At 72.0% G+C, this 19,471-nt stretch carries 19 protein-coding genes; 3 read left to right on the top strand and 16 right to left on the bottom strand.

The window, feature by feature from the left end:
- Positions 1-8: 8 nt before the first annotated feature.
- Positions 9-668, bottom strand: coding sequence for a tRNA (adenosine(37)-N6)-threonylcarbamoyltransferase complex dimerization subunit type 1 TsaB (gene tsaB / locus ACIGWZ_RS21440; protein ID WP_400066913.1), 660 nt, complete (start codon positions 666-668; stop codon positions 9-11).
- A 120-nt stretch (positions 669-788) separates the two neighbouring features.
- Between tsaB and ACIGWZ_RS21445 the strand changes: the two genes are divergently transcribed.
- A complete protein-coding gene (locus tag ACIGWZ_RS21445; protein WP_400066915.1) occupies positions 789-1,361 on the top strand; it encodes a L,D-transpeptidase in 573 nt (190 codons plus the stop codon).
- Between the two features lie 65 nt (positions 1,362-1,426).
- On the opposite strand, the gene ACIGWZ_RS21450 is transcribed toward ACIGWZ_RS21445, so the two are convergent.
- The 9 genes from ACIGWZ_RS21450 to ACIGWZ_RS21490 all read right to left on the bottom strand — a co-directional run bounded on the left by ACIGWZ_RS21450 (position 1,427) and on the right by ACIGWZ_RS21490 (position 11,063).
- The gene (locus ACIGWZ_RS21450) at positions 1,427-1,663 is read right to left on the bottom strand and encodes a hypothetical protein (protein ID WP_400066917.1); all 237 of its coding nucleotides are present in this window, start codon (positions 1,661-1,663) and stop codon (positions 1,427-1,429) included.
- A gap of 383 nt (positions 1,664-2,046) precedes the next feature.
- Positions 2,047-2,595, bottom strand: a complete 549-nt coding sequence (tsaE, locus tag ACIGWZ_RS21455; RefSeq protein WP_400066919.1) for a tRNA (adenosine(37)-N6)-threonylcarbamoyltransferase complex ATPase subunit type 1 TsaE — start codon at positions 2,593-2,595, stop codon at positions 2,047-2,049.
- 300 nt (positions 2,596-2,895) lie between these two features.
- Complete coding sequence (locus ACIGWZ_RS21460; protein ID WP_400066921.1) at positions 2,896-4,233, bottom strand: alpha/beta fold hydrolase; 1,338 nt, start codon at positions 4,231-4,233, stop codon at positions 2,896-2,898.
- A complete protein-coding gene (gene alr / locus ACIGWZ_RS21465) occupies positions 4,230-5,543 on the bottom strand; it encodes an alanine racemase (RefSeq protein WP_400066923.1) in 1,314 nt (437 codons plus the stop codon). The genes ACIGWZ_RS21460 and alr overlap by 4 nt, the downstream gene beginning before the upstream one ends.
- 70 nt (positions 5,544-5,613) lie before the next feature.
- Complete coding sequence (locus ACIGWZ_RS21470) at positions 5,614-6,684, bottom strand: L,D-transpeptidase family protein (RefSeq protein WP_400066925.1); 1,071 nt, start codon at positions 6,682-6,684, stop codon at positions 5,614-5,616.
- A 169-nt stretch (positions 6,685-6,853) separates the two neighbouring features.
- Complete coding sequence (locus ACIGWZ_RS21475) at positions 6,854-8,278, bottom strand: NAD(P)H-hydrate dehydratase (protein ID WP_400066927.1); 1,425 nt, start codon at positions 8,276-8,278, stop codon at positions 6,854-6,856.
- 76 nt (positions 8,279-8,354) lie between these two features.
- Positions 8,355-8,723 carry a holo-ACP synthase gene (locus ACIGWZ_RS21480; protein ID WP_400066929.1) on the bottom strand — a complete coding sequence of 123 codons (369 nt, stop codon included), beginning with the start codon at positions 8,721-8,723 and terminating at the stop codon, positions 8,355-8,357.
- 38 nt (positions 8,724-8,761) lie between these two features.
- Positions 8,762-10,609 (bottom strand): glutamine--fructose-6-phosphate transaminase (isomerizing), encoded by a 1,848-nt coding sequence (gene glmS / locus ACIGWZ_RS21485; protein WP_400066931.1) that lies wholly within the window; start codon positions 10,607-10,609, stop codon positions 8,762-8,764.
- A gap of 157 nt (positions 10,610-10,766) precedes the next feature.
- Entirely contained in the window at positions 10,767-11,063 is a 297-nt protein-coding gene (locus ACIGWZ_RS21490) for a hypothetical protein (protein ID WP_400066933.1), read from the bottom strand.
- Between the two features lie 169 nt (positions 11,064-11,232).
- On the opposite strand from ACIGWZ_RS21490, the gene coaA reads away from it, so the two are divergent.
- Positions 11,233-12,222 (top strand): type I pantothenate kinase, encoded by a 990-nt coding sequence (gene coaA, locus ACIGWZ_RS21495; RefSeq protein ID WP_400066935.1) that lies wholly within the window; start codon positions 11,233-11,235, stop codon positions 12,220-12,222.
- A gap of 174 nt (positions 12,223-12,396) precedes the next feature.
- Here coaA and glmM read toward each other — a convergent pair whose 3' ends face one another.
- The 4 genes from glmM to ACIGWZ_RS21515 all read right to left on the bottom strand — a co-directional run bounded on the left by glmM (position 12,397) and on the right by ACIGWZ_RS21515 (position 16,842).
- Positions 12,397-13,755, bottom strand: a complete 1,359-nt coding sequence (glmM, locus tag ACIGWZ_RS21500) for a phosphoglucosamine mutase (RefSeq protein WP_400066937.1) — start codon at positions 13,753-13,755, stop codon at positions 12,397-12,399.
- Between the two features lie 174 nt (positions 13,756-13,929).
- The gene (gene rpsI, locus ACIGWZ_RS21505) at positions 13,930-14,445 is read right to left on the bottom strand and encodes a 30S ribosomal protein S9 (RefSeq protein ID WP_400066939.1); all 516 of its coding nucleotides are present in this window, start codon (positions 14,443-14,445) and stop codon (positions 13,930-13,932) included.
- A gap of 43 nt (positions 14,446-14,488) precedes the next feature.
- The gene (gene rplM, locus ACIGWZ_RS21510) at positions 14,489-14,932 is read right to left on the bottom strand and encodes a 50S ribosomal protein L13 (protein WP_400066941.1); all 444 of its coding nucleotides are present in this window, start codon (positions 14,930-14,932) and stop codon (positions 14,489-14,491) included.
- Positions 14,933-15,207: 275 nt separating this feature from the next.
- Positions 15,208-16,842, bottom strand: a complete 1,635-nt coding sequence (locus ACIGWZ_RS21515) for an ATP-binding cassette domain-containing protein (RefSeq protein WP_400066943.1) — start codon at positions 16,840-16,842, stop codon at positions 15,208-15,210.
- Positions 16,843-16,945: 103 nt separating this feature from the next.
- Here ACIGWZ_RS21515 and ACIGWZ_RS21520 point away from each other — a divergent pair, with 103 nt between their 5' ends.
- Positions 16,946-17,818 carry a hypothetical protein gene (locus tag ACIGWZ_RS21520; RefSeq protein ID WP_400066945.1) on the top strand — a complete coding sequence of 291 codons (873 nt, stop codon included), beginning with the start codon at positions 16,946-16,948 and terminating at the stop codon, positions 17,816-17,818.
- A 48-nt stretch (positions 17,819-17,866) separates the two neighbouring features.
- Here the strand turns inward: ACIGWZ_RS21520 and truA are convergent, their stop codons facing one another.
- Together truA and rplQ are read right to left on the bottom strand one after the other, a co-directional pair.
- Positions 17,867-18,724 (bottom strand): tRNA pseudouridine(38-40) synthase TruA, encoded by an 858-nt coding sequence (truA, locus tag ACIGWZ_RS21525; protein WP_400066947.1) that lies wholly within the window; start codon positions 18,722-18,724, stop codon positions 17,867-17,869.
- Between the two features lie 85 nt (positions 18,725-18,809).
- Positions 18,810-19,286 (bottom strand): 50S ribosomal protein L17, encoded by a 477-nt coding sequence (gene rplQ, locus ACIGWZ_RS21530; protein ID WP_400066949.1) that lies wholly within the window; start codon positions 19,284-19,286, stop codon positions 18,810-18,812.
- Between the last annotated feature and the right edge of the window lie 185 nt (positions 19,287-19,471).

The following is a 19,471-nucleotide window of genomic DNA, read 5'->3' on the forward strand; positions in this document are numbered from 1 at the left end:
CGCCGCGGTCACTTGGGGGTGACCACCTTGTAGTTGGCCGGGACCTGTGCGTCGGGGCGGCGCAGATACAGCGGCCGGTCGGGCAGGAACTCCTCACCGGCCGCGAGCTTCTCGGCGGCCAGCGAGGCGAGCGCGGCCGCGGACTGGTGCTCGGGGCCCTCGCGCCGCACGCCGGTGAACACCTCGTCGTACAGCAGCGCGCCCGCGCCCACGGCAGGGACACCGGCCACCTCGTCGGCGAGGTCCGCGGGGCGGTCGACGGCGGGCTCGGTCACCCGGGTCCGGGCGTTGTCGTACCGCGCCCAGTAGACCTCCTTGCGGCGGGCGTCCGTCGCCACGACGAAGGGCTCGTCCAGGCCGCTGGCGTACGCGATCCCGTCCAGCGAGCACAGGCCGTGCACCGGGACACCCAGGACGGACCCGAAGGTCGCCGCCGTGACCAGCCCGACGCGCAGTCCGGTGTACGGGCCGGGGCCGACGCCGACCACGATGTCGGTGACCGCGTCGAGCTTGCGGCCGGCCTCGGCCAGCACCCGGTCGACGGCGGGCAGCAGCAGCTCACCGTGCCGCCGGGCGTCCACCTGGCGGGACTCGGCGAGGACGCGGGAGCCGTCGTGCAGGGCGACGGTGACGGCGGGGGTGGCGGTGTCAAGAGCTAGCAGCAGCACGCCCCCAAGACTACGGCTCGGCGGATGGTGCCCGTTGCGGTGCTACCGTCGGCCCGTACATGGGTAGCTGGCCGAGAATTCTGTACGGAGCCCGGCACGAGGCGGAAAGGTGGCACAGCGGTGCCCGCTAAGAGCAGCACGATCGTCACCGCTCTGACCGCGGCCGCCCTGGTGGCGGTCGGCGTGCTCGGCTACCAGGCCTCGGCGTCCGCCCCGGACCACCTCACGGCCCGCGGCGAGAGCCACCCCGGCAAGAGCCGGGAGCACCACGGCCGGCCCCCGGCGAAGGACCGGACACCGCGGCCCGCCGCCGTCCCGGCGGCGTCCGGCACCGGCAAGCGGGTCGTCTACTCCCTCGGTACCGAGCGGGTCTGGCTGGTCGACGCGCAGGGCAAGGCGCTGCGCACGTACAAGGTGGCGCCGAGCGCGGTCAGCCCGGTGGCCGGGTCGTACCAGGTCACCCGGCGTTCGGTGAGCCTGATGGGCTCCGATGGCCGCGCGATCGAGCACGTCGTGCTGTTCGGCAGCGTCAACGGCGTGGTGGTCGGATTCAGCGCGGCGGTCGACGGTGCCACGCCGAAGCCGAACCCGGGCGCGACGAAGAAGACCGGCGGTATCCGTGAGTCGCGGGACGACGGCAAGGCGATGTGGGACTTCGCACTGATCGGCACCAAGATCGTCGTGGTGTCCTGACGTCAGGGCCGGGCTTCGCCCGCTCTCTGCCGCTTCTCCGCTCGTTGCCGCTTCGCCCCTATGGGCTACGCCGCGTCGCGCCCCTCGGTGGACGCGGGCACCTCTTCCTCGGCGGGCCGGTCCGCCCGCGCTTCCCTGACGGCGTCCGGTGGCGTGGAGACGGCGCTGGCCGCGGCGCACGCCGCCAGCAGTTCGCGCATCGTCGGCGGCTGCTCGGGCGCATCGTGTGCGGCGCGCCGGGCCGCCGCGAGGGGGGCGCCCCCGCGCTCTTCAGGCGTAGGGGAAGGCTGGTGGGCCGACATGGACGCCTCCCGGGCTCCTGGGCAAGCGGCGAAGGCCAGGCCGCCTACTTAGGCTGACCTAACCCGGACTCTCCTCACCCATGTGACCACGCGCGGTACCGCGGACGCAACATCTTGCCGACGGCTTGTCGGAAACTACGGCGTGGCGGCGGCCACGGGAGAGCGGCCGTCGGCAGAGAGCAGCGACCTTCAGGGAGAGCGGAGGTCTTGAGCGAGTGCGTCAGTCGCATACGAGAGCAGCGCTCTCGCGCGCGAGCAGGAGTCCCGTACGGCAGCGGCAGGCCGGGACCGGAGCACCGCTCCGTGCCGGTCTGCGCCGGTCTGTGCAGGTCGCAGCGCGCCGCTCCGGTGGAAGTCCGTACGAGCGGAGGCGCCGCGGCCCCTCAGCGGCCCTCCAGCCGGTCGAGTCCCGCGTCCGCCCAGCGCGACCCGAGCCCGGTGACCGTCACCTCGCGGACGTCGTCCGTCTCACCGTGCAGCGCACCCTCCAGAACGGCGTCCGCGCCGCCCGGCGCATCGGCGCCCACGGCCCGGCCGATGACGACATGCAGCCGGTCCTCGGACAGGTCCTCGACCTTGCCGTCGCCCCACTCCACGACCACCACCGACTCCGGCAGCGAGACATCGAGGTCCAGGTCCTCCATCTCGTCGAGGCCGCCGCCCAAGCGGTAGGCGTCGACATGCACCAGCGCGGGACCGCCGGTCAGGGACGGGTGCACCCGGGCGATGACGAAGGTGGGCGAGGTCACGGCGCCGCGTACGCCCAGCCCCTCGCCCAGGCCCCGGGTCAGCGTGGTCTTGCCGGCACCCAGCTCACCGGTGAGCAGGACCAGGTCGCCGGGGCGCAGCAGGGAGGCCAGTCTGCGACCCAACTCCTGCATCTGATCGGGGGATTTGACGGTCACATGGGCAGTCGTCGCGGTGGCGCTCATGCCGCAAATGGTACGGGCCCGGACGGCACCCCGCGTCGAGGTGGCCCGGGGCAGGAGCCGTTGACGGTTGCGGTGGGCGGAGTACCGAACACCAGCACCCCGGCGCCCCTCAGGCCCGGGCCGAGCGCATGCTGCAGGCCGCCGCACTGGCCCGCTCCACCAGCGAGACCAGTCGTCGCGGTGGTGCTCACGCCGCAAAGGGTACGAGCCCGGACGGCACCCCGCGTCGAGGTGGCCCGGGGCAGGAGCCGTTGACGGTTGCAGTGGGCGGAGTACCGAACACCAGCACCCCGGCGCCCCTCAGGCCCGGGCCGAGCGCATGCTGCGAGCCGCCGCACTGGCCCGCTCCACCAGCGAGACCAGCTGGTCATTGACCAGCTCGGGCCGCTCCAGCATCACCAGATGCCCGGCGCCCGGGACGCACAGCAGATCGGCGTGCGGCAGCAGCTCGGCGATGGTCCGGCTGTGATCGACGGGGGTGATCAGGTCCTTCTCCCCGGCGAGCACCAGCGCCGGCTTCGCGTCGTACGCCGCCACCGCCTCGGTCTTGTCATGCACCGCAAAGGCCGGATAGAACTCGGCGACCACATCGATCGGGGTCGCCTCGATCAGCCGCTCCGCGAACCGCGCGATGCCCGAGTCCACGTCCTCCGGCGTCCCGAACGAATACCGCTTGATCAGCCCCGCGAACAGATCCGCGGTGGCCCGCCGCCCCCGCTCGACGATCTCGCTCTGCGACCCCAGCGCCTTGAGCAGCCCCGGCGCAACGGCGTGGAACGCCTTCACCCCCATCGACGGCAGCCCGAACGCGACCTCGCCGAGCTTGCCCGCCGAGGTACCGATCAGGGCCACCCCGACCACCCGTTCCGCGACGTACTCGGGGAACTGGTCGGCCAGCGCCATCACGGTCATCCCGCCCATGGAGTGCCCGACCAGCACGATCGGCCCCTCCGGCACCGCGGCGTCCAGCACGGCCTTCAGATCCCGGCCCAGCAGGTCGATGGTGACCGGATCCGTACCGTCGATCTGGCCGTGGCCGCGGGCCGAGCGGCCGTGGCTGCGCTGGTCCCAGTGGACGGTGCGCACGATGCCGCGCAGTGCGGCGCGCTGGAAGTGCCAGGAGTCCTGGCTGAGGCAGTAGCCGTGGCTGAAGACGACGGTGGGGGCCACGGAGCGGCGGCCCAGCGCCGCCAGCAGCCGCTTGCGGACGCCCTGCGTCCCCTGCCCGTCCAGCGCGGCACGGGCGTCGCCCTGGCCGCCCGTGCCGTTCTTGGCGGCCTTGGCGGCGGCCTTGGCGCCCTTCGCGGTCTTCCCGCCGTTCGCCGCCGGCTTCCCCGGCGCCTCCCCCGGCTCGTCCACCTCGTAATACAGCTTCGTGCCGTCCTCGGCGACCGCCGCGCCCGGCGTACCGCGCAGCGTGCCGTACGGACCCTCCGCGTCCAGCGCCAGCCGGGCGCGGCGCCGCATCCCGCGGCCGACCGTCATCCGCTCTATCGCCACCCCGGCCGCCGCACCCGCCGCGATCACGCCGATCGCCGCGCCCGCGACCCCCGCGTGCCGCCCGGCCCGCGCCCAGTTGTTCACCGAGTCGGCCGCCGTCTCCACCGCCTTGGCGGCCACGTCCTGGCTGTCGCTCACACCGCACCCCCCGTACGAGTCGGATCACCTTCGCTGTCGGCATCCACAACATACGTATCCATGGCACCGGCATTCACGGCATCGGCACCCATGACTTCCGCCGCATCCACACCATCGGTATCCACAGCATCCGCATCAGCGACATCCGCGTCCACCGCATCCGCGTCCACGGCATCGCTGTCCACATAGACGCGCGGCACCCTCGCCCCGATCCGGGTGACGATTTCGTACCCGATGGTTCCGGCCGCCCTGGCCCAGTCCTCCGCGATCGGCTCGCCGCGGTCGCCCGGCCCGAACAGCACCGCCGTATCGCCCGCCTGCGCGCGGTCGCCGCCCAGATCGACCACGAACTGATCCATCGCGATCCGTCCGGCCACCGTCCGCCACTTGCCCGCCACCAGCACCGGTCCGCTGCCGGAGGCATGCCGCGGAATGCCGTCGGCGTAACCGAGCGGGACCAGTGCGAGGGTGCTGTCACCCGCTGTCGTGTAGTGATGCCCGTACGAGACGCCGTGGCCGCCCGGGACCCGCTTGACGGACGCCAGCGACGCCTCGAGGGTCATCGCGGGCCGCAGCCCGAAGTCCTGGGGCGTACCGAGCTCGGGGCTGGGCGAGACACCGTAGATGCCGATACCGGTGCGTACCAGGTCGTAGTGCGCCTCGGGGAGGGTGAGCAGCGCCGGGGTGTTGGCGATATGCCGCACCTCGGGACGCAGCCCGGCCGCCCCGGCGACCGCCAGCGCCTCGTCGAAGACGGCCGTCTGGAGCGGGATGGAGGGGTGTCCGGGCTCGTCGGCGCAGGCGAAGTGCGACCACACGCCCGTGATCTTGACGACGCCGTCGGCCTCGGCCTTGGCGGCCGCCGCGGTCAGCTCCGGCCAGTCGGCGGGCTGGCAGCCGCTGCGGCCGAGACCGGTGTCGATCTTGAGCTGGACCCGGGCCGGACGGCCGCAGGCCCGCGCCGCCTCGCTCACCTCGCGCAGCGCCCACAGCGCGCTCACCGAGACGTCGATGTTCTGCTCGACGGCCTTGAGCCAGGGGCCGCCCGGCGTCCACAGCCAGCACAGCAGCCGCCCGGTGTCGCCGGCCGCGCGCAGCGCGAACGCCTCCTCGGGCAGCGCCGTGCCCAACCAGCTGGCACCGGCCTCCCGGGCGGCGCGGGCGCAGGGCACCGCGCCGTGTCCATAGCCGTCGGACTTGACCACGGCCATCAGCTCTGCCCGGGGTGCGCGGCCTCGCAGCACGCGCACATTCGACCGCACGGCGGCGACGTCGATCGTGGCGCGGGCCCGCTTCGCTGTCTCGTTCATCCCCCTCAGTGTCGCAGGCGGGGCCGCGCCACCCCGGGGCACCGGCGGGAAAACCACCGTCACCCGGCCGTCACACGCCGGTCTTACGGCCCCAGACATGCACGATGTCGTTCTTCTGCAGGACGTTCCACAGCTTCTGCGCGTCCGCCCAGCTGAGGTTGATGCAGCCGTGGGAGCCGGACCCCGCGTAGACATCGTCGTAGACGCCGTGCAGCGCCTCACCGCCGTCGAAGAACTGCGCGAACGGCATCGGGGTGTGGTAGAGCGACGAGGTGTGGTTCTTGTTCCTCCAGTAGATCTGGTACGTGCCGGTACGGGTCGCCATCGCCGGCCGGCCGGAACGCATCGGCACCGGCTGGAAGAGCACCTCTCCGTCCTGCTGGACCCACACGATCTGCCGGGACAGGTCCACGCACACCACGCGCTCGTTACGGTTCGGGCACTTGCCGTCGCGGTTCGGGTCCTTCTGAGCCTGCAGCAGCCGCACCACGGCCCCGGTGACCGGCCCCGCGAATCCGGTGGCGGGCTCGATGTGCCGCTCCCGCTGGAACGCCCGGATCGCGTCACAGTCCCCGGCCGACTGCCGGCCGTCCGCCTCCCGCTCCAGATACTCCTCGACCGCCCGCTGGGCGGGGCCGGTGGACTTGCTGCACCGCGGCGTCGCGGCGTGCTCGCCCTGCACCTCGGACGGCGGCACCAGCTCGATGTGCCGGACCGGCTCCGTGGGCCGCTTCGGCTCCGGCCCCCTGGCCGCGTGGCCGTGCGGGATGTTCGGCGGCAGCGCCTGGTCGGGCAGCTGCTGCTGCTCCTGCTGCCCCCGGAAGGGCTCGGGGAGCGTGATGCCGGGGACCAGGCCGGACGAGTCGCCGCCGTCCTGGCGCGGCTTGGGCCCGGTGCCGGGCGGCCATGGCAGGGGCTGCGCCGCGGAGGCCGCGGCGGCCTCCTGCGGTGCGGGGTGCGATCCGGTGGCGGCCATGCGTGCGGCGGACGCTCGGCCGTCGGCCGGGGCCTTGGGAGGCGCCACGGGCAGGGGGTCTGCGGCCGGGTGCACTACGGGGATGGGCCCGGCGGCGGCCGCGGGCGCTCCGAAGAAGGCGAACAACGAGGCGCCGAGCAGCAGCGCCGGGAGGGTGCGATTCATACACTCACCCATGCCGCGGCCGGACGGCCGCACCGCCCGCCGCCCGACAGGTTCGCCCTGGTGGCCCGTGGCGTTCCCTCGCGGGGCGTAATGGCACGCCGCGCCTCGGTCCAGCCCCTCCCTCCCGCGCATCGGCCCCACGCGTCGGCCCGGCCCTCCGGCCCGCACGTCAATCCAGCACGTCGCGCCAGGCCTCGCCCAGATGCTCGGCGACGTCCGTGGCCAGGATCGGTGCGCCCTGCGGCCCGGCCGCACGGCGGGCCGCGAGGCCGTGCAGGTACGCCCCTACGGAGCCGGCGTCGAGCGGCGGCAGCCCGGTGGCCAGCAGCGAACCCGTCAGGCCGGAGAGCACATCGCCGCTCCCCGCCGTGGCGAGCCAGCTCGTCCCGGTGGGGTTGACGCGTACCGGCCCGGTCTCACCCGCCACCAGGGTCGTCGACCCCTTGAGCAGCACCGTTGCCCCGTACCGTTCGGCCAGCTCCCGTACGGACCGCAGCCTGGCCCGCTCGATCTCCTCGCGGCCGCGCCCCAGGAGCGCCGCGGCCTCCCCGGCGTGCGGCGTCAGCAGGGTGCCGGCCGTCCGGCGGCGGACCCGCTCCGGGGTCAGGAACCGCAGCCCGTCCGCGTCCACCAGCACCGGCACATCCGCCGCCAGCACGTCCTCCAGCGCCCCCGACTCCTCACCCATGCCCGGCCCGATCACCCACGACTGCACCCGCCCCGCCTTGTCCGGCGGCCCCGCGTGCACCAGCGTCTCGGGGAACCGTGCCAGCACCGCGTCCGCCGCCGGCCCGACGTACCGCACGGCGCCCGCACCGCCCCGCAGGGCGCCGGCCACCGCCAGCACCGCCGCCCCCGGGTACCGCGCGGACCCGGCGACGACGCCCACCACCCCTCGCCGGTACTTGTCGCTCTCGGCCGCCGGACGCGGCAGCAGTTCCGCCACGTCCGCGTGCTGCAACGCCTCGACCTGGGCGTCCTCCGGCAGCGCGAGCCCGATGTCCACCAGCCGCAGCGCCCCCGCCCGCTCCCGCGCCGGATCGATCAGCAGCCCCGGCTTGTATGCCCCGAACGTCACCGTCGCATCGGCGCGTACGGCGTCCCCGGCCACCTCGCCACTGTCCGCGTCCACGCCGCTGGGCAGGTCGACGGCCACCACCCTCGCCGATTCCCGCACCGCGCCCAGGAGTTGAGCGGCCGGGTGGCGGAGCCCGCCCTTCCCCCCGATCCCGACGATCCCGTCCACCACCAGGTCGGCCCGAGCCACATCCCGCCGCGCATCGTCCGAGACCCGCCCGCCGGCCGCCCGCAGCGCGGCCAGGCCCCCCTGATGGGCCCGTTCGGGCGACAGCAGTACGGCGACGACCCCGGCCCCGCGCCGCGCCAGCCGGGCGCCGGCGTACAGCGCATCCCCGCCGTTGTCGCCGCTGCCGACGAGCAGCGTCACCCGGCTGCCGTACACCCGCCCCAGCAACTCCCCGCAGGCCGCCGCCAGTCCGGCCGCCGCCCGCTGCATCAGGGCCCCCTCGGGCAGCCGCGCCATCAACTCCCGCTCGGCGGCCCGTACGTTCTCCACGCTGTAGGCAGTCCTCATGGGGCCAGTCTCACACCGGAGCGGCAGCGGGGGCCCGCCACACGCGAGACCCCCGCCGTACCGGCCCCGCGCGGGCCTACCCCTCGGCGATCACCACCGCGGACGCCACGCCCGCATCATGACTGAGCGACACATGCCAGGAGCGCACTCCCAGTTCGGCCGCACACGCCGCGACCGTGCCGCGCACCCGCAGTCGCGGCCGCCCGCTGTCCTCGACGTACACCTCCGCGTCCGTCCAGTGCAGCCCGCCCGGCGCGCCGAGCGCCTTGGCCACTGCTTCCTTGGCCGCGAACCGTGCCGCCAGGGAGGCGATGCCCCGCCGTTCCCCACTGGGCAGCATCAACTCCGTCTCGATGAACAGCCGCTGCGCCAGTTCCGGCGTACGCTCCAGCGCCGCCCCGAACCGATCGATCTCGGCGACATCGATCCCGACCCCGATAATCACCCGCTCACCCACTCACCGCTGTGCACGCATGCGCCCGTTCATTCCACCGTCACCGACTTGGCGAGGTTACGCGGCTGATCGACCTCGTTCCCCCGCGCGGTGGCCAGCTCGCACGCAAAGACCTGCAACGGCACGGCGGAGACCAGCGGCTGGAGCAGCACCGGCGTCCGCGGAATCCGTACGAGGTGATCGGCGTACGGCACCACCGCCTCGTCGCCTTCCTCCGCAATCACGATCGTGCGCGCGCCACGGGCCCGGATCTCCTGAATGTTCGACACGATCTTGTCGTGGAGTACGGACCGTCCACGCGGCGACGGCACGACGACGACCACCGGCAGATCGTTCTCGATCAATGCGATCGGGCCGTGCTTGAGCTCGCCCGCGGCAAATCCCTCCGCGTGCATGTACGCGAGCTCCTTGAGCTTCAGCGCGCCTTCCAGTGCCACCGGATATCCGACGTGCCGCCCCAGGAAGAGCACCGTGTTCTTGTCGGCGAGGCCGCGCGCCAGTTCCCGTACCGGCTCCATCGTCCCCAGCACCTTCTGCACCTGGGTCCCCATGGCCGCCAGCTCGCGCACCACGTCCTGGATCTCGTCGCCCCATTTGGTCCCGCGCACCTGCGCCAGGTAGAGGGCGACGAGATAGCACGCCACCAGCTGCGTCAGAAAGGCCTTGGTCGACGCGACCGCGACCTCGGGTCCGGCATGCGTGTAGAGGACGGCATCGGATTCGCGGGGAATCGTCGACCCGTTGGTATTGCAGATGGCGAGCACCTTGGCGCCCTGTTCCCGGGCGTGCCGCAGCGCCATCAGGGTGTCCATCGTCTCGCCGGACTGGCTGATGGCGATCACCAGCGTCCGCCGGTCGAGAATGGGATCGCGATACCGGAATTCGCTGGCCAGCTCCGTTTCGCAGGGAATGCGCGTCCAGTGCTCGATGGCGTATTTGGCGATCATTCCCGCGTGGTACGCCGTCCCGCACGCCACGATGACAACCTTGTCGACCTCGCGCAGCACTTCCTCGGGAATGCGGACCTCGTCGAGGGAGAGCACCCCGGAGCCGTCGATCCGCCCGAGCAGGGTGTCGGCCACGGCCTTCGGCTGCTCGGCGATCTCCTTCAGCATGAAGTAGTCGTAGCCGTCCTTCTCGGCCGCCGACGCGTCCCAGTCGACGTGATACGCCCGCACCGGCGCCGGCGCCCCGTCGAAGTCCGTCACCGTGACCCCGTCCCGGCGCAGCTCGACGACCTGGTCCTGGCCGAGTTCCACGGCCTCCCGGGTATGCGCGATGAATGCCGCGACGTCCGAGGCGAGGAAGGCCTCGTCCTCCCCGATCCCCACCACCAGCGGCGAGTTCCGGCGCGCGCCGACGACCAGGTCCGGCGCGTCCGCGTGCACGGCCACCAGCGTGAACGCCCCCTCCAGCCGCCGGCACACCTGCCGCATCGCCTCCGGCAGTTCGCCGCACGACGAATACGCCTCGGCGAGCAGATGGGCCACCACCTCGGTGTCCGTCTCGGACGCCAACTCATGGCCGCGGTCGGCCAGTTCGGTCCTCAGCGCGGCGAAGTTCTCGATGATCCCGTTGTGGACGACCGAAACCCGCCCCGCATTGTCCAGATGCGGATGCGCGTTCTCGTCCGTCGGCCCGCCGTGTGTCGCCCACCGGGTGTGCCCTATCCCGGTCGCCCCCGTGGGCAGCGGCCGGTCCGCCAGCTCCTTCTCCAGATTCGCCAGCTTCCCGGCCTTCTTGGCCGCCGCCAGCCCGCCATCGGCCAGCACGGCGACACCCGCCGAGTCGTAGCCGCGGTACTCCAGCCGCTTCAGTCCGGCCAGCACAACGTCCAGGGCGGACTGCCCGCCCACATAGCCCACGATTCCGCACATGGGGGCAGCCTACGACGGGCGCCGTTGCGTGCGAGGCATCGTGCCCCCGTCGGAACGCGGGCAGGGACCGGGTCCCGGGGCGGCCGCGCACGCCCCTCTCGCGCCCCCTCGGGTACGGCCTCACCATCCGTCGCCGACGGGCCCGCGCGCGGCGCGCTCAGTACCCCCGCTCTATCCTCTCCAGCGCTTCCCGCACCGTCTCCAGGAACTCCTCGTCCTCGTCCTCGTCCGTACCGGGCCTGCTGCCCCGTTCGTAGTTCGCCAGGATGTCGGCGAGGTCCTCGCTCAGGTCCTCGTCGGGAAGTTCCTCGGCCAGTTCCGCGCGCACCCGGGCGGCGAAATCCGACGCGGCGACATCCGGCGCGGCGACATCCGGTGCCATGGCATCGCCGGCGCTCGTCCGGCGCTTGCCCCCGGCTCGCTGTCGCAGCAGTCCCAACAGGCGCGTGCGCACGCCCACCCCCTGTCTCACCCGTCTCGTTCTTCGGCGACCGTACCGGGCAATATCCGCCGGGTACAGGCGCTCACGGCAACCTCGGGACGAACCCTCCCCAACCCCGCCGCGACACCCCCACCCGGCCCCCCGGCGGGAGCCCTCCGACGCGGCTGCGCACAATGGGCGCGTGCCCCTCACGACGGATCCGCCGCAACGACGCCGCGCCGACAGTTCGCCGTACGTCGATCTGACACGCGCTCAGTGGAGTGCCCTGCGGGAGAAGACCCCACTGCCCCTGACGGCCGTTGAGGTCGAACGGTTGCGCGGGCTGGGGGACGTCATCGACCTCGACGAGGTCCGCGACGTCTATCTCCCGCTCTCCCGCCTCCTCAACCTCTATGTCGGCGCGACGAGCAATCTGCGCAGCGCCCTGAACACCTTCCTGGGCGATGCGGGCAACGGCCACGGTTCCCAGCCGGGCACCCCCTTCGTCATAGGGGTCGCGGGCAGCGTCGCGGTCGGCAAGTCCACCACCGCGCGGCTGTTGCAGGCCCTGCTGGCGCGTTGGCCGGAGCATCCGCGGGTCGAGCTGGTGACCACGGACGGGTTCCTCTTCCCCAACGCCGAGCTGCACCGGCGCGGTCTGATGTCCCGTAAGGGTTTCCCCGAGTCGTACGACCGCCGGGCGCTGACCCGCTTCGTGGCGGATGTGAAGGCGGGGAAGAAGGAGGTCACCGCCCCGGTGTACTCCCATCTCATCTACGACATCGTGCCGGGCGAACGGCTGACCGTGCACCGCCCGGACATCCTCATCGTCGAGGGCCTCAACGTCCTCCAGCCCGCCCTCCCCGGCAAGGACGGCCGCACCCGCCTCGGTCTCGCCGACTTCTTCGACTTCTCCGTCTACGTGGACGCCCGGACGGAGGACATCGAGAAGTGGTATCTCGGCCGCTTCCGCAAGCTGCGCGAGACGGCCTTCCAGAACCCGTTCTCGTACTTCCGCAAGTACACCCAGGTCTCCGAGGACGAGGCGCTGGACTACGCCCGGATGATGTGGCGCACCATCAACAAGCCCAATCTGCAGCAGAATGTCGCGCCGACCCGCGGCCGCGCCAACCTGGTGCTGCGCAAGGGCCCGGACCACAAGGTGCAGCGGCTGTCGCTGCGCAAGCTCTGACGACGGCACGCCCCGGAGGCACGAGCGCCCGTGCTGCATCTGCGACGGAACCGTCCCGGCGGACCGTACGGAAGAGGTCCTGCGGCCGCTGCGGGCGCCTGACCGCACCACGCACAGCGGGCGGGCGCGGGACCGTGGTCCTGCGCCCGCCCGCTGTGCGGATGTCCCGGCCGGCTAGCCCAGCGCGGACTTGACCACGTCCGCGAGCCGCTGGGCGACCGCCCGCGCCTGCTCGATGTCCGCGGCCTCGACCATGACCCGTACCAGCGGCTCGGTGCCGGAGGGACGGAGCAGCACCCGGCCGGTGGCGCCCAGGTCGCGCTCCGCCTCGGCGACGGCGTTGGTCAGCTCGGGCGAGGTGGCCACCCGCGACTTGTCGACGTCGGGGACGTTGATGAGGATCTGCGGCAGGCGCTCCATGACGCCGGCCAGATCGGCGAGCGAACGGCCGGTGGCCGCGACCCTGGCCGCCAGCATCAGGCCGGTCAGCGTGCCGTCGCCGGTGGTGGCGTGGTCCAGCACGATGACGTGCCCGGACTGCTCACCGCCCAGCGCGAAGCCGTTCGCCTTCATCTCCTCCAGGACGTAACGGTCGCCGACCGCGGTCCGGACGAACTCGATGCCCTCGCGCTCCATGGCGAGCTTGAAGCCCAGGTTGGACATGACGGTGGCGACGACGGTGTTCTTGCGCAGCGCGCCCGCCTCGCGCATGCCGAGCGCGAGGACGGCCAGGATCTGGTCGCCGTCGATCTCGTTGCCCGCGCCGTCCACGGCCAGGCAGCGGTCCGCGTCGCCGTCGTGCGCGACACCCAGGTCGGCGCCGTGCTCGACGACCGCCGCGCGCAGCAGCGACAGATGGGTGGAGCCGCAGCCGTCGTTGATGTTCAGGCCGTCGGGGGCGGTGCCGATCGTGAGGACCTCGGCGCCGGCCCGCGCGAACGCCTCCGGCGAGACCCGCGCCGCCGCGCCGTGCGCACCGTCGATGACGATCTTCAGCCCGTCCAGGCGGTTGGGCAGCACGCCGACCAGATGCGCGACGTAGTTGTCGAAGCCCTCGTCGTAGACGGTGACCCGGCCCACGCCGTCACCGGTCGGCCGCTCCCAGGGCTCGCCGGTGCGGTGCGCGCGGTAGGTCTGCTCGATCCGGTCCTCCAGCTCGTCGGCGAGCTTGTGGCCGCCGCGGGCGAAGAATTTGATGCCGTTGTCGGGCATCGGGTTGTGGCTGGCGGAGAGCATCACGCCGAGGTCCGCGCCGAGCGAGCCGGTCAGATACGCGACGGCCGGCGTCGGCAGCACCCCCACCCGCACGACGTCGACACCGGCGCTGGCCAGTCCGGCGACGACCGCCGCCTCCAGGAACTCCCCGGACGCGCGTGGATCGCGTCCGACGACCGCGACGGCCCGATGCCCCTCGAAGGTGCCGGCCTCTGCGAGCACATGCGCCGCAGCGACCGACAGACCGAGCGCGAGCTCCGCCGTCAGGTCCGCATTGGCAACGCCGCGCACACCGTCCGTGCCGAAGAGTCGTCCCACTGGTGTCCTCCGAGTATCTGAGCTTGGACCAGGGCCTTACGTCCAGGTATACGCCCCTGGCCCCAGGGATAGGCCTCACGTGTACGCGTCCGGTCCCGGATAGCCGAACGCCCCGGCTGCACGGGGAGTGCCACCGGGGCGTTCGACGAAAGCTGCGCGGTGCAGCGGGCGCGGTTAGCGCTTGCTGTACTGCGGCGCCTTACGGGCCTTCTTGAGACCGGCCTTCTTGCGCTCGACCGCACGGTCGTCACGCTTGAGGAACCCGGCCTTCTTCAGCGGGGCGCGGTTGTTGTCCACGTCCGCCTCGTTCAGCGCACGGGCGACGCCCAGACGCAGCGCACCGGCCTGGCCGGAGATGCCGCCGCCGGAGATGCGGGCGACGACGTCGTAGCGGTTGTCGAGCTCGAGCACCTTGAAGGGCTCGTTGACTTCCTGCTGGTGCACCTTGTTGGGGAAGTAGCCCTCGAGGGTGCGGCCGTTGATCTTCCACTGGCCGGTGCCCGGGACGATCCGGACGCGGGCGATGGCGTTCTTGCGACGGCCCAGGCCGGCGGCCGGCTGCGGGTCGCCGAAGCGGGAGGCGAGGGACTCGGAGGTGTACTCCGACTCCACGACCTCGGTCTCGGTGGTGTATTCCTCGACGGCCGTCTCGTCTTCGATGACGGGGGTCTCGGGAGTGGTCTCGGCCACGATGCTCCTCAGATTCTTTTCGTCTTAGGGGGTGTGGCCGGACTTACTGCGCGACCTGGGTGATCTCGAACGGGACCGGCTGCTGCGCAGCGTGCGGGTGCTGGGCGCCCGCGTAGACCTTCAGCTTCGAGAGCATCTGACGGCCCAGGGTGTTCTTGGGGAGCATGCCCTTGATGGCCTTCTCGACGGCCTTCTCGGGGTTCTTGTCGAGCAGCTCGTCGTAGCGGACCGAGCGCAGACCGCCCGGGAAACCGGAGTGGCGGTAGGCCAGCTTCTGGGTCCGCTTGTTGCCGGAGAGGTGCACCTTGTCGGCGTTGATGATGATGACGAAGTCACCGGTGTCAACGTGAGGGGCATAAACCGGCTTGTGCTTGCCCCGCAGGAGGGACGCGGCCTGAGAGGCCAGACGGCCCAGGACAACGTCCTGCGCGTCAATGATGTGCCACTGGCGCTGGACATCGCCGGGCTTGGGGCTGAACGTACGCACGTCTTAGCCTTCGCTTCGTAAGTTGGGTATCCCCTGGTCCGTAAGACCTTGGGGAAGGGTCCTGTACTGGTCACCAAGGCTGATCACACAGCAGGACGGCACTACGGGTGACGCAACCCGATCGCCCGTCGCCGGTCATCTGCCCGGTGGACCGCGTAAGGGCCCCCTCACGTGAGATAGAGCAAGCCAATACGCATAACGAACCAACAGAATACTGACCCGACCCCGTACGGGTCAAAACAGGCCCCGAACCGGCGTCCGGACCCGGGCCCCGGCTACCGCTCCCGGGCCACCCTCCGCTCGTCCCACACCGGCTCCGCGGTCTCCCGCACCACCCCGTCCGACCCGAACACCAGGAAGCGGTCGAACGACTTCGCGAACCACCGGTCGTGCGTCACCGCCACCACCGTCCCCTCGTACGCCTCCAGCCCCTCCTGCAGCGCCTCCGCCGACTCCAGGTCCAGGTTGTCGGTCGGTTCGTCCAGGAACAGCGCCGTGGTCCCCGCCAGCTCCAGGAGCAGGATCTGGAAGCGCGCCTGCTGCCCGCCCGACAGCCGCTCGAAGCGCTGCTCGGCCTGCTTCTCCAGCTCGTAGCGGCGCAGCGCGGACATCGCCTGGCCCTGGTTCCTGGCGTGCTCGGTCCACAGGATGTCGAGCAGCGGGCGGCCCATCAGCTCGGGGTGCGCATGGGTCTGCGCGAAATGGCCGGGCACGACCCGGGCGCCCAGCTTCCACGCCCCGGTGTGCGCGACGGGATTCTCCGCGTCCCCGGCCAGCAGCCGCAGGAAGTGCGACTTCCCGGAACCGTTCGAGCCCAGTACGGCCACCCGCTCCCCGTAGAAGATCTCCAGGTCGAAGGGGCGCATCAGCCCGGTCAGCTCCAGGCCCTGGCAGGTGATCGCCCGTACGCCGGTCCGCCCGCCGCGCAGCCGCATCGTGATCTCCTGCTCGCGCGGCGGCTCCGGCGGCGGCCCGGCCTCCTCGAACTTGCGCAGCCGGGTCTGGGCGGCGGCGTACCGCGAGGCCAGCTCGTGGCTGACCGACGCCGCCTGCCGCAGCGAGACCACCAGCTTCTTCAGCTGGGCGTGCTTCTCGTCCCAGCGCCGCCGCAGCTCCTCGAAGCGGGCGAAGCGCTCCTTGCGGGCCTCGTGGTACGTACCGAAGCCGCCACCGTGCACCCAGACGTCGGAGCCCGCCGGCCCCGGCTCAACGCTGATGATCTTCTCCGCGGCGCGGGCCAGCAGCTCCCGGTCGTGCGAGACGAACAGCACCGTCTTACGGGTCTCGCGCAGCTGCTCCTCCAGCCACCGCTTGCCCGGCACGTCCAGATAGTTGTCCGGCTCGTCCAGCAGCAGCACCTCGTCCGTGCCGCGCAGCAGCGACTCCAGCACCAGCCGCTTCTGCTCGCCCCCGGACAGCGTGCGCACCTGCCGCCACTGCGCCTTCTCGTACGGCATCCCCAGCGCCGCCGTCGTGCACATGTCCCAGACGGTCTCGGCCTCGTAGCCGCGCGCCTCCGCCCAGTCGCTGAGCGCCTGCGCGTAGGCCATCTGCGCGGCTTCGTCGTCGTCCTCGGCGGTCATCAGGGCCAGCTCGGCGGCGTCCACCGCCGAGGCCGCCTCCCTGATCCGCGGCTGCGCCACGGAAACCAGCAGGTCACGGACCGTACGGTCGTCCCGTACGGAGCCCACGAACTGCGGCATCACGCCCAGTCCCCCGCTGACCGTCACCGCTCCGCCGTGCGGCTGCAGCTCCCCCGCGATCAGCCGGAGCAGCGTTGTCTTGCCCGCGCCGTTGGCCCCGACCAGCGCGACCGAGGTTCCCTCCCCCACGCGGAAGGAGACATCTCCCAGCAGGGCCCTCCCGTCCGGCAGGTCGTACTCCAGGTGCCCGGCTTCCAGATGTCCCATGGGCTGGATTGTCACGGCCCGCCGCGTATTCCACCAATCGGTTTATGAAAGGGCCGCCGAAGCGCCGCCTTTCCGTGCCCCACGGGTCGTTAGGATGCGCGGCATGAGCTTTGGGCAAGGTGGGCCGTTCGACGGCCCCGGGGGATCCGGTACTCCGAACTGGGACGCGCTCGCCGAAGAGAGCGAGGCCGCCTCCCGTCGCAAACGCTGGATGCTGATCGGCGGCGGCGCGGTCGCCGCGCTCGCGGTGGCCGGCATCGTCACCGCCGCCGTCGTCAACAGCGGCGGCTCACCGGACGACAAGCCGACCGCCCAGCCCACGGCATCCGGCGAGGTCACCGAGCCGGACGACAAGCCGTCCTTCCCCGATGTCTCGGTACCGCCGCCGCCGAACCCGCGGGACTACATCACCGACCCCAAGAAGGACAAGGCGCCGCTCACCCCCGCCACGCTCTTCCCCGACAAGGCCATGGTCGTCGGCGAGCACACCTACCCGCGGACGAACACCGCCACCACCAACGACTGCACCGCCGCCACCCAGGGCCCGCTCGGCTCGCTCCTGTCGCACAACGGCTGCACCAAGCTGCTGCGCGCCACGTATTCCAAGGGCGGCGTCTCGACCACGGTCGGTATCGCGGTCTTCGACTCCCCGGCGAAGGCCGGCAAGGTCCTGCGGCAGATGAAGGACGGCAGCAACATCGCACCGCTCGCCGGCGGCGGCGTCCCGTCCACGTTCTGCCAGGCCACCAGGTGCCGTACGACGGCCAACGCCACCGGCCGCTACGCGTACTTCACCATCGCCGGCTACAACAACGGCAAGGCGACCGAGGTCTCCGAGACCAAGGCCCAGCAGATCGGCCGGGACGGCTCCGCGTACGCCTTCACGCGGATCACCCAGCGCGGCAAGGACCAGGCCGCGAAGGTGGCCGAGGAACAGGCCAAGGAAGCCCGCGAGAAGGCCCAGCAGCAGTCCTGACGCCCGGGTGGCGCCGCCCTCGCCCGGCGGCGCCACCGCCCCGCGCGCTCAGCAGCAGCCGGCTCCGGGCAGCGACCGCTTGTTCCGCGCCTCTTTGTTACGGGCCATGAGCAGCTCGTCCGCCGGGTAGCCGACCTCTTCCAGCGTCAGCCCGTGCGGCCGCACCACATGCACCGCGGAGTCCCGCACCCCCGCCGCCAGCACCTTCCCGGGCCACTCCACCGGCCGGTGCCCGTCCCCGACGAACAGCATCGCCCCCACCAGCGACCGCACCATGTTGTGGCAGAAGGCATCCGCCCGCACGGTCGCCGTGATGATCCCGTCCGCGTCCCGCACCCAGCTCAGCTCCTGGAGCGTGCGGATCGTCGTCGCGCCCTCCCGCCGCTTGCAGTACGCCGCGAAGTCGTGCTCACCCAGCAGCGGCCGGGAGGCCTCGTTCATCGCCGCGACGTCCAGCTCCCAGTCGTGCCACAGCACATGGCCGCGCAACAGCGGGTCCACCCCGCCGTGGTGATCGGTCACCCGGTACGCGTACCGCCGCCAGATCGCCGAGAACCGCGCATTGAAGCCGTACGGCGCCTCGCCCAGCCGCCACACCCGGACATCCTTCGGCAGCCGCCCGGCCAGCCGCCGCAGCAGCTTCTCCTCGTGCTCGGCCCACAGCTCCGCCGGAAGATCCACATGCGCCACCTGCCCCCGCGCATGCACCCCCGCATCCGTCCGCCCCGCAACGGTGAGCTCGTACGTCGTCTCCCCCGATCGCGTCACGGTCCGCAGCGCATCCTCGATCTCCCCCTGCACGGTCCGCTGCCCCCGGGCCTGCTTGGCCCACCCGGAGAATTCCGCGCCGTCGTACGACAGATCCATCCGCACCCGGACATGACCGGGCTCTACCTCGTCACTCACACCAGCCATCCTCTCAACCTCGCAGGGAATGCGAAGCGGGCCCGCCCCCCGAAGGGAACGGACCCGCTCACAGTCAGGCAGAGCCTCAGGCGTCCTTCGACTCCTCGGCCGGAGCCTCGGTGGCCTCGGCGGCCTTCGCCTCGGCGTCCTTGGCGGCACGCTTCGTCGCGGCCTCGGCCTCACCGGTGGCCTGCTGGGCCACGGTCAGGGCCTCCACCAGCTCGATGACGGCCATGGGAGCGTTGTCGCCACGACGGTTACCGATCTTGGTGATACGGGTGTAGCCACCCGGGCGGTTCTCGAACCGCGGACCGATCTCGGTGAAGAGCGTGTGGACGACGCTCTTGTCCGAGATCAGCTGCATGACCTGACGGCGGTTGTGAAGGTCGCCCTTCTTCGCCTTGGTCACCAGACGCTCCGCGTACGGGCGCAGACGACGGGCCTTGGCCTCGGTCGTCGTGATGCGGCCGTGCTCGAAGAGAGCGGTGGCCAGGTTGCGCAGCATCAGACGCTCGTGCGCGGCGCTGCCGCCCAGACGGGCACCCTTGGAGGGCTTCGGCATGGTGTTTCTCCTTCATTGCTGCACCGGCCGTATCAGGTACCGGTGTCAGTTCCCACGAGGCGGCCGCCCCGCGGAAGTCTTCACACGGCTGGGGTGGGGGGGGGGGGCCCCGCCCCCCCCCCCCCCCCCCCCCCCCAAAGAGGGGGACCCGCCCACCCCCGGCGCGGCGGCGGCGGGGCCGGCGC

The organism is Streptomyces sp. NPDC053427 (assembly GCF_044544985.1).
GTDB lineage: Bacteria > Actinomycetota > Actinomycetes > Streptomycetales > Streptomycetaceae > Streptomyces.

Bases quoted from the DNA above. Each gene is read 5' to 3' on its own strand.
- ACIGWZ_RS21450 (WP_400066917.1), bottom strand. From the start codon at position 1,663: ATGTCGGCCCACCAGCCTTCCCCTACGCCTGAAGAGCGCGGGGGCGCC.
- tsaE (WP_400066919.1), bottom strand. From the start codon at position 2,595: ATGAGCGCCACCGCGACGACTGCCCATGTGACCGTCAAATCCCCCGAT.
- alr (WP_400066923.1), bottom strand. From the start codon at position 5,543: ATGAACGAGACAGCGAAGCGGGCCCGCGCCACGATCGACGTCGCCGCC.
- ACIGWZ_RS21470 (WP_400066925.1), bottom strand. From the start codon at position 6,684: ATGAATCGCACCCTCCCGGCGCTGCTGCTCGGCGCCTCGTTGTTCGCC.
- ACIGWZ_RS21475 (WP_400066927.1), bottom strand. From the start codon at position 8,278: ATGAGGACTGCCTACAGCGTGGAGAACGTACGGGCCGCCGAGCGGGAG.
- glmS (WP_400066931.1), bottom strand. From the start codon at position 10,609: ATGTGCGGAATCGTGGGCTATGTGGGCGGGCAGTCCGCCCTGGACGTT.
- ACIGWZ_RS21515 (WP_400066943.1), bottom strand. From the start codon at position 16,842: ATGGGACATCTGGAAGCCGGGCACCTGGAGTACGACCTGCCGGACGGG.
- ACIGWZ_RS21520 (WP_400066945.1), top strand. From the start codon at position 16,946: ATGAGCTTTGGGCAAGGTGGGCCGTTCGACGGCCCCGGGGGATCCGGT.
- rplQ (WP_400066949.1), bottom strand. From the start codon at position 19,286: ATGCCGAAGCCCTCCAAGGGTGCCCGTCTGGGCGGCAGCGCCGCGCAC.